At 72.5% G+C, this 7,054-nt stretch carries 6 protein-coding genes; 2 read left to right on the forward strand and 4 right to left on the reverse strand.

The window, feature by feature from the left end; translation table 11 throughout:
* Positions 1-129: 129 nt before the first annotated feature.
* The 3 genes from AWZ10_RS15045 to afsR form a co-directional block, all read right to left on the reverse strand.
* Positions 130-537, reverse strand: coding sequence for a hypothetical protein (locus AWZ10_RS15045; protein ID WP_046706478.1), 408 nt, complete (start codon positions 535-537; stop codon positions 130-132).
* Positions 538-692: 155 nt separating this feature from the next.
* The gene (locus AWZ10_RS15050) at positions 693-917 is read right to left on the reverse strand and encodes a hypothetical protein (protein ID WP_060891298.1); all 225 of its coding nucleotides are present in this window, start codon (positions 915-917) and stop codon (positions 693-695) included.
* A gap of 286 nt (positions 918-1,203) precedes the next feature.
* Positions 1,204-4,206, reverse strand: coding sequence for an SARP-family global regulator AfsR (gene afsR / locus AWZ10_RS15055; RefSeq protein ID WP_173531570.1), 3,003 nt, complete (start codon positions 4,204-4,206; stop codon positions 1,204-1,206).
* Positions 4,207-4,495: 289 nt separating this feature from the next.
* Between afsR and AWZ10_RS15060 the strand changes: the two genes are divergently transcribed.
* A complete protein-coding gene (locus AWZ10_RS15060; protein ID WP_046706479.1) occupies positions 4,496-5,749 on the forward strand; it encodes an amidohydrolase family protein in 1,254 nt (417 codons plus the stop codon).
* Between the two features lie 247 nt (positions 5,750-5,996).
* Here AWZ10_RS15060 and AWZ10_RS15065 read toward each other — a convergent pair whose 3' ends face one another.
* Positions 5,997-6,773: a sulfite exporter TauE/SafE family protein gene (locus AWZ10_RS15065; RefSeq protein ID WP_046705753.1), complete on the reverse strand. Its 777-nt coding sequence runs from the start codon at positions 6,771-6,773 to the stop codon at positions 5,997-5,999.
* A 94-nt stretch (positions 6,774-6,867) separates the two neighbouring features.
* Here AWZ10_RS15065 and AWZ10_RS15070 point away from each other — a divergent pair.
* On the forward strand, positions 6,868-7,054 hold a 187-nt coding region (locus AWZ10_RS15070), incomplete at its 3' end, for a helix-turn-helix domain-containing protein (RefSeq protein ID WP_159058277.1).

Consider the following 7,054-nt stretch of genomic DNA (forward strand, 5'->3'; position numbering starts at 1 on the left):
GGCCGTGGGCCGGGGCCGGGCCGAGAGCCTGTGCGGGGCCGTGGCCCTTGGCCGGTCACTTCCGGTCGAACGGCTCGTGGGTGTGCGGCTGCCGGTTCCGGCTGCTCCGCCGACGCGTCCCCGGCCCGGTCACGACTCGCGGGTGAACGGCTGTCCGTAAGACGCTTGCCGGGCGGCCGACTCCCGGTCGAGTGACCTCCGGGCGGCTGCGTGGAGGTCGTGGATCTCGTCCATGGCCTCGCGCCAGGCGGGGTCGTCGTGGTCGACGGTCCGCGCGGTGTGCTCGGCGGCGCGCAGCCGGGCGGCCGAGGCGGGGATTCTGGCGATCTCGACGGTCACGGCCCAGGTTTCGAGGAACCGGGTGATGGGGCCGAGGCCCCCCGTGCGTGCCGCCAGGGTGATGGCCTCGTCCTTCTGCCGTTCCATCTCCCCCAGGCGGTGGGGGGCCACCTGCGCCAGGGCCCCACGCAGTGTGGCGGGTGTTCTTTCCGGCCGTGGGACGACGGGCTCACCGGGTTCGACTTGCGCTGAGATCATCCTGGCCCTTCTCCGGATCGGGTGGGTGGCTCCCGCCGCGGGAACTGCCGAGGCTGCCGGACCGGCCCGAGGCGGCCCGGACACGCCTCGGCCGCGGTGGCTCCCCCTCCGCGCCACCGCGGCCGATCCCCGTCGGGATGGAAGGTCCGGTCGTGCTACTTGCCGCCCAGGTCCAGGGCGGGCGGGGCCGGCATCGGGTAGTCCTGCGTCGTGATGGCGTCCGAGTCCGGCGCGGGCGGCGCGGGCATCGGGTAGTCCTGCGTCGTGATGGCGTCCGAGTCCGGCGCGGGCGGCGCGGGCATCGGGTAGTCCTGCGTGGTGATGGGCTCGTCCGCGTTCGCCTCGTCAGGCGCGACCGCGTCCTTCTTCTTGTCGCTCATGGGCTTGACTTCCTTCACTGTGCTGACGAGTGAGGAACGCCCGTCCAGAAGCTCCCCCGAGGGCCGCTGGACGGGCGTCCGGAACCGCACCCTAACCGGGGAGGCTCCTGGTCAGACCGCCTGCCCCCCGACGCGACGATGTGACACGTACGAGAGTGCCGGGCGGAGATAAACGAATGCTGAACGCTCGCGACCGGTTCGTGGGGGAGGAGAGCGACCGGCTCGTGGGAAGCAGGGCGACCGCCTCGCGGCAAGGAGGGCGACTGCCTCGCGGGGACAGGGGCGTTCACGCCGCCGTGGCCGGCGTGAGCAGGGCGCGCACCTCGGCGGTCTCCGGAGCGCCGCTGCATTCGTAGAGGCTGAGCGCCTCCTGCCAACAGGCCCTTGCCCGGTCCACCTGGCCCAGCGCGGAGAGAGTCCGTCCGAGAAGCGTCAGGACGTTGCCCCGCATGCGGTCACCGCCGATGCAGCCGAGCGCGAGGGCCTGTTCGGCGTGCCGGGCCGCCTGGGCGGGGCGACGGGCCGCCAGATGCACCTCGGCGATGCGGAAGTTGGTCGTGCCCTCCCAGAGCCGTTGCCGGTGTTCGCTGAGGATGCCCAGCGCCTCGGAGAACTGGACGAGGGCCTCGGCGTGCCGACCGGCCCTGTTCAGGGTGATGCCCATGGCGTAGTGGCTGTTGCCGAGGCGCAGCGTCCGGCCGATGTCGATGTGCAGCGCGAGGCCGCGCCGTGCGATCTCGACCGCCTTCTCGACGTCGTCCATGCCCAGGTGCGCTCGGGAGAGGTTGCCGAGGCAGGTCGCTTCGAAGGGTCGGTTGCCGGCTGCCCGTAGACCCTTGAGGGCCCGCTCGAAGAAGGCCTTGCCGTCCGGGTACCGGCCCTGGTGCAGACAGATGAGCCCCAGGTCGTTGGCGGCCCAGCTGACGGCGGTGTCGTCCTGCGCGGCGGACGCGAGATCCAGGGCGGTCTGTGCCTCTGCCTCAGCCTGTTGGATACGCCCGTTGACCAGCAGGACGTTGGTGAGCGTCGTCCGCGCCCTGCCCTCCGCGCGCGCGTCCCCCACGGCCCGCGTGGCATCGCACATCGCCCGCGCGGTCGTCTCGTACTGGTGGGAGTTGGCCCCCGACTCCGTCAGGTCGTTGGCCGCCCACAGCAGGTCCACGGCCCGCCGCAACCGGTCCGACCCCGCCCCTTGCTGCGCACACGCCAGGAGGCAGGCCGCCTCCGTGTAGAGCCAGTCCAGGGCCGCGGAGCCCTCGGTGAAGCGCAGCCCGGGGTACTCGGTGGGCTCCAGGTGGTCCACCAGGCGGTCACCGGGACGTTCGATGGCGTAGACCTCGGCCGCCGTGGCCAGGTAGAAGTCCAGCAACCGCGACATCGCCGCGTCTCGCTCGCCCGGCGGCTGTTCGTCCCGTTCGGCGCATGCACGCGCGTAGAGGCGGACCAGGTCGTGGAAGCGGTAGCGGCCCGGCGCCGCCGACTCCAGGAGGGAGGTGTCGACGAGGATCTCCAGCAGATCCTCGGTGTCGTCCGGCGACAGGTCCAGTACGGCTGCCGCGGCGGCCAGGGAGATGTCGGGACCGTCGGCCAGGCCAAGGAGGCGGAACGCGCGCGCCTGGGCGGGCTCCAACTGGCCGTAGCCCAGCTCGAAGGTGGCCTTGACGGCCAGGTCGCCGGCCTGGAGTTCATCGAGTCGGCGGCGCTCGTCGGCCAGCTTCGCCGCCAGCACCGACACGGTCCACGTCCTGCGCGCCGCCAGCCGCGACGCGGCGATCCGAATGGCCAGCGGTAGGAAACCGCAGGCCGCGACCACATCGAGCGCGGCCTTGCGCTCCGAGGCGACCCGTTCCTCACCGACGATCTTCGTGAAGAGCTGGAGGGCCTCGTCGGGGGACATCACGTCCAGGTCGACGAGATGCGCCCCGGCCAGGTCCACCATCCGCACCCGGGCCGTCACGAGCGCCGCGCAGCCCGCCGTGCCCGGCAGCAGCGGCCGCACCTGGGCCGCGTCCCGCGCGTTGTCCAGCAGCACCAGCACCCGGCGGCCGTCCAGGACCGAGCGGTACAGCGCGGCCCGCTCCTCCAGGGAGTCGGGGATCGCCGAGTCGGCCGTACCGAGGGCGCGCAGGAAAGCGCCCAGCACCGTCTCCGGTTCCGCCGGGCGCGCGCCGGCGCCCTGCAGGTCCACGTACAGCTGTCCGTCCGGGAACGCGCCGCGCGCCTCGTGGGCCACGTGCACCGCGAGGGTCGTCTTGCCCACGCCGCCTATGCCGGCCAGAGCGGACACGGCCATCACACGGCCCTCCGCGGCGGAGGCCGCCGAGAGCACCTCGCTCAGCTCGGCCACGAAGGACGACCGCCCGGTGAAGTCCGGCACGGATGCCGGGAGTTGGGCGGGACGGACGGGCGCGGCGGCCGGCTCGGGAGCGAACGGGGCCGAGGGCTCCGTGAGGCCGGGGTCCGCTTGCAGGATGCGCTGCTGCAACTCCCGCAGACCCGGGCGGGGGTCCACGCCCAGTTCGTCGGCGAGCAGACGGCGCGTGTCGGCGTACACCGCGAGGGCCTCCGCCTGCCGCCCGCTCCGGTACAGCGCCAGCATCTGCAGTTCGCGCAGACGCTCCCGCAGAGGGTGCGCGGCGGTGAGTGCGGTCAGCTCCGACACGGCCTCCGCGTGACAGCCCTGCTCCAGGTCCATGTCGAGGCGCGTCTCGACCAGTTGGAGACGCCATTCGTCGAGACGGGCCCGCTGGGTCTCCGCGTACGGCCCCGGAACACTCGCCAGGACCTCACCGTCCCACAGCCCCAGCGCCTTGTTCAGCAGGCGGCGGGCATGGCACAGGTCCCCGGAGTTCTTGGCCTTCTCGGCGTCGGCGGACAGTTCCTGGGCCACGGCGAGGTCCAGCGCGCCGCCGGACAGCGCGCGGACCGCGTAGCCGCCGGACTCGCTGACCAGCACACCGGGGAGCACCTTGCGCAGCCGCGAGGCGTACGTCCGTACGGCGGCCAGTGCCTGCGACGGCGGATCGTCGCCCCACAGCGCGTCGATCAGCTCGCTCGCGGTGGCCGTGCGGCCCTCACGCAACAACAGTGCGGCGAGCAGGGCGCGTTGCTGGGGCGAACCGGTGGCGAGAGGCTCGGCCCCGCGCCAGGCCCGCACGGGACCGAGCACGGCGAAGCGCAACTCGGCCGCGGCCTGGGGGTCCGGTTCCGAAGTCCGGGCGTCCACGGCACCCCTCTGCTCCGGCACGCGCGGCACACCGATCTCCGGCACTCCCGGTTCACCACCCATCGACGTCCCCCAAGCCTGCATGGCAACCAGGCCAGTTTGCCTTGTTCATGGCGGATCCGTCAGCCGTGGGGGAGGGCGATCACCGGGAGCCACGCGGGATGTCACCAGGTCCACACAGGCCCTCCACGCGCATTCGCGCCCCGATGTCCGTCCGTCACCCGGTGTGTCCCGGCGCGTCCTGGCGGGCCGGACGGGGTCGGTGCCGCACGGAGCGGCTCACGGGGGCGGCGGGCGGACAGCGGATACCAGGTTACTGACGGGTCGTCAGATCAGCGCTACCGTGACGGACATGGACACCTTGGAGACGAGCGCCACGGATCCCACCACCACCTTCCCGAAGATCATCTCCGTCGACGACCACACGGTGGAGCCCCCGAACGTCTGGCAGGACAGGCTCCCGAAGAAGTACCTGGACACGGCCCCCCGCATAGTCCGCGCGCCGCTGAAGGAGATGACGTTCCTCGGCGGCCGCTTCAAGCCCGTGATGGGCGCCCCCGGCGACGACGGTCCGATCGGCGACTGGTGGGTCTACGAGGACCTGCACCGCCCGCTGACCCGCCTGGACACCGCCGTCGGCTACTCCAGGGACGAGATCAAGCTGGAGATCATCACGTACGAGCAGATGCGCCCCGGCTCGTACGACGTCCCGCAGCGCCTCGCGGACATGGACGTCAACCACGTCCAGTCGGCCCTCTGCTTCCCGACCTTCCCCCGCTTCTGCGGCCAGACGTTCACGGAGGCCGCGGACCGCGAGCTGGGGCTGCTCGGTGTCCGGGCGTACAACGACTGGATGGTGGAGGAGTGGTGCGGCCCCGAGGCGCGGGGCCGGCTGATCCCGCTCACCCTCATCCCGCTCTGGGACGCGGAGCTGGCGGCGGCGGAGGTGCGTCGCAACGCGGCCCGGGGGGTCCGTGCCGTGGCCTTCTCCGAGATCCCCCCGCACCTCGGTCTGCCCTCCGTCCACACCGACGACTGGGACCCCTTCCTCGCCGCCTGCGACGAGACCGGCACGGTCGTGGCGATGCACATCGGTTCGTCGAGCCGTATGCCGTCCACCTCCGCCGACGCGCCGCCCGCCGTCGGTTCGACCATCACCTTCGCCAACTGCTGCTTCTCGATGGTCGACTGGCTGATGAGCGGCAAGTTCGAGCGATTCCCCAACCTCAGGGTCATGTACGCCGAGGGCCAGATCGGCTGGATCCCGTACATCCTGGAGCGCGCGGACGTCGTCTGGGAGGAGAACCGGGCCTGGGGCGGCGTCGCCGACAAGGTCCACCGCCCGCCGTCCGAACTCTTCGCCGACCACGTCTACGGCTGCTTCTTCGACGACGCGTTCGGGCTCCGCAACCTGGACGCGATCGGTGTCGGCAACGTCCTCTACGAGACCGACTACCCCCACTCCGACTCCACCTGGCCCGAGTCGCGGCAGGTCGGCGAGGCCCAGATGGGGCACCTGGACCCGGACGTCGTGGACCGGATCGTGCGGCGGAACGCGATCGAGCTGCTGGGGCTGACGAAGGAGGGGCTCTGGGCGGGGGCTTGAGGGCTTGAGGGGACGGGCGTGCGGGTGCAGGTGCGGGTGGGTGGGGCTTCTCGCGCAGTTCCCCGCGCCCCTGAAAAGCAGGGGCTGCGCCCCGTGCTTTTCGCCCCCTGAGTGGCCGTAGGCCCTCAAGGGGCGCGGGGAACTGCGCGACCAGCCCCCACCGGACCCGCGGCTGGGGGTCGAAGGGGCGCAGCCCCTGAAGGATGGGACGGGTAGGGGCGGCGGGGGCGCAGAAAAGTCGGGAAGGTCAGCCGCCGCCAACTCCCGCACGCACGAAATACAGCACCGTCATCGTCACCGCCGTGCCCAGCACCACACCCCGGAGCACGCGGGCCGGGAGCCGGAGGGCGAGGCGGGCTCCCGCGAAGCCGCCGACGACGCCGCCCGTGAGCATGGCGCCGAGGAGAAGCGGAGCGGTGAGCGCGTCCGAGGCGACGAGGAAGAGCGCGGCGGCGCTGAGGTAGACGGCGGTGACCTGGGCGATCCGCATGGGATTGCCGGTGGCGGGGTCCAGGCCGAGACCGATGCTCCACAGGGCCAGCATCAGGATGCCTACGGCTCCGCCGAAGTATCCGCCGTACACGGCTAGGAGGAACTGTCCGGTCAGAACGGCCCGGGGGCCGAGGCCGGCCGCCCGGTCCTGCGCGGCGCCGAACAGCCGCAGGGCAGGGCGGCCGAAGGCGAGGACGACCGTGGCGAAGGCCAGCAGCCAGGGCACGGCGGCGTCGAAGGAGGCGGACGGCAGGAGAAGCAGGAGAACGGCGCCGAGGCCGCCGCCGAGCACACTGGTCGTGGTCAGCGCCCGTGTGGAGGCCGCTCCTACCTGCGTGATCTCATGCCGGGAGACCCAGGCGCCGGCCACCGAGCCTGGCAGGAGGGCGATGGTCGAGGCCGCGTTCGCCGTCACCGGGGGCAGGCCGACCGCGACCAGGGCGGGCAGCGCCACGAACGTGCCACCACCGCCGACGGCGTTCAGCGTGCCGGCGGCGAGACCGGCAAGGAGCACGAGGAGGATCTCCGACATCCGGTGAGCATCGCGGTCGGGACGAGGTCCCCGCAATGGGCCGACCATGCGCGATCCACGAATCGAGCCTAAGGCCCTGCCTTAGGCTGACCCCGTGCGCTACGACCTCGACGACCTGCGGCTCTTCCTCGACATCGTGACGGAGGGCTCGATCACGGCGGGCGCCCGCCGGATGCATCTGAGCCTGCCGTCGGCCAGCGCGCGGGTGCGGTCCCTGGAACACCACGCCGGGGTGGCCCTGCTGATCCGGGGCCGGCGCGGCGTGCGGCCCACCCCGGCGG

This window comes from Streptomyces europaeiscabiei, from assembly GCF_001550375.1.
Classification (GTDB): Bacteria; Actinomycetota; Actinomycetes; order Streptomycetales; family Streptomycetaceae; genus Streptomyces; species Streptomyces europaeiscabiei.